The 2,069-nt window shown below is 68.2% G+C and carries 2 protein-coding genes; one reads left to right on the top strand and one right to left on the bottom strand.

Annotated features, from left to right (window positions below; genetic code table 11):
- The coding region (locus ADL01_RS19480; protein WP_063783549.1) for a GRP family sugar transporter at positions 1–827 on the top strand (827 nt) is incomplete at its 5' end.
- Between the two features lie 38 nt (positions 828–865).
- On the opposite strand, the gene ADL01_RS19475 is transcribed toward ADL01_RS19480, so the two are convergent.
- Positions 866–2,069: aldehyde dehydrogenase family protein (locus ADL01_RS19475; RefSeq protein WP_053743295.1), on the bottom strand; the 1,204-nt coding region annotated here is incomplete at its 5' end.

Raw genomic sequence — 2,069 nt, 5'->3', positions numbered from 1 at the left:
TGTCCGCTCTGTGTTTCGGCATCACGCACTTCGTCAACGGCTTGGTCTCGCGCAGACACGACGGGCTGACCGTGGCACTCCACGCCCAACTGGGCGGCACTGTCGTCGGGTTGGTCCTGGCCCTGTTACTGAACACCGGATCCGCCACGCTCGCGGACCACGGGTGGGGGGCCCTGTCGGGGGTGGGGACAGGAGTGGGAGTGGCCTTCCTGTACCGGGCGATGTCCAGGGGGGCGATGAGCGTGGTCGTCCCGGTCAGCGATGTCGGTGCCGTGGCTCTTCCGGTCCTGGTCGGGGTGTGTTTCCTCGGGGAACGCCCGGCGCTCCCCGCCTGGGTGGGAATCGCCGCGGTGCTTCCGGCGCTGTGGCTGGTCTCGCAGAGTTCGCCAGACCTGGGCGACAGGCGGCGAGGGACGGTGTCCGCGGGGGTGACCAGTGCACTGGTCGCCAGTGTGGGGTTCGGTGTGCAGTTCCTGGCCATGGCACAGGTGGGCAAGGACAGCGGCTTGTGGCCGGTGGTGCTGAGCCGAGTGGTCTCCGTCGCAGTCATCGCAGCGGTACTGGGATCCTACGGTGCCGGCTGGAGGCTGACGGGACGGCCGCGGGCGGCCACGGTGACGGCCGGAGCCCTGGGCACACTCGCGATCGTGCTGTACCTGGAGGCCACCAGGCAACAGCTCATGGCCGTCGCCACCGTACTGTCCGCCCTCTACCCCGCCATCCCCGTCCTCCTGGCAGTGATGCTCCTGAAGGAGCGGCTGAACCGTCGTCAGGCCGCCGGTCTGGCCTGTGCGGCGCTCGCCATCGGGCTCATCGCGCTGCGATGAGCCCGATGGCCTTCTGTCACCGGGGCCGATGGGTGCGGTTACGGCCCCAGGTAGGTCATGACGTGCTTGATGCGGGTGTAGTCCTCCAGGCTGTAGGCCGAGAGATCCTTGCCGTAGCCGGAGTGCTTGAACCCGCCGTGCGGCATCTCGGCGGCGACCGGAATGTGACAGTTGACCCAGACGCATCCCGCATCGATCTTCCGGGCCATGGTCATCGCGCGTCGATGGTCTCGCGTCCAGACCGAGGACGCGAGACCGTACCGCACGCCGTTGGCGAGTCGGAGGGCTTCTTCGTCGCCGTTGGACGGCTGGACGGTGATAACCGGCCCGAAGATCTCCTCCTGGACGGCTCGGTCCTCCTGCCGCAGGCCCGTCACCACGGTGGGCTGGTGGAAGTACCCCTGGCCCGGCAGGGTCTCACCTCCGGTGACCACCTGGGCATGCGAGGGGAGATTTTGGAGGTGGTCCTGGATCCTGGAGAGCTGCGCGGCGCTGTTCAACGGACCGAAGAACACCGTCGGATCGTCAGGGGCGCCGGTGGTGAGGCTTTTGACCTCCTGCGTGAGCACGGCCACGAACTCGTCGTGCACGGACCGGTCCACGATGACCCGGCAGGCCGAGGCGCAGTCCTGTCCGGCGTTGAAGAGGGCTGCCTGGGCGATGCCCTGGGCAGCGTGGGCCAGGTCAGCGTCGGCGGCGACCACGACCGGCGCTTTGCCGCCCAGTTCCAGATGGAGACGTTTGACGTCGGCGGCAGCCGTCCCGGCCACCTCGGTTCCGGCGCGGACGCTGCCGGTGACCGACACCATGGCCGGCACAGGATGGCGGACGAGCCGGCGACCTGTCTCCCGGGAGCCGCAGACGACGTTGAACACGCCGTCGGGCAGGAACTCGGCGGCCAGTTCGGCGAGCATCAACGTCGTCAGAGGTGTGGTGTCGGATGGCTTCAGTACCACTGTGTTGCCTGCCGCGACAGCGGGCGCGAACTTCCACACGGCCATCATCAGGGGGTAGTTCCATGGAGTGACCTGGGCACATACTCCCAGCGGCTCGCGGCGCACGAACGAGGTGTGCTCCGCGATGTACTCCCCCGCCGACTTGCCCTCCAGGAAGCGCGCGGCTCCCGCGAAGAAGCGGATCTGATCGATCATCGGGCCCATTTCCTCGGCCGCCGTGACATGCAGAGGCTTGCCTGTATGGATCGCCTCCGCGCGGACGAAGTCGTCGGCGCGGCGCTCCAGA

This window comes from Streptomyces sp. NRRL WC-3618 (assembly GCF_001280005.1).
Classification (GTDB): Bacteria; Actinomycetota; Actinomycetes; order Streptomycetales; family Streptomycetaceae; genus Streptomyces.
The sequence above is the reverse complement of the archived record's forward strand: the minus strand, read 5'-3'. Positions and strand labels throughout refer to the sequence as shown.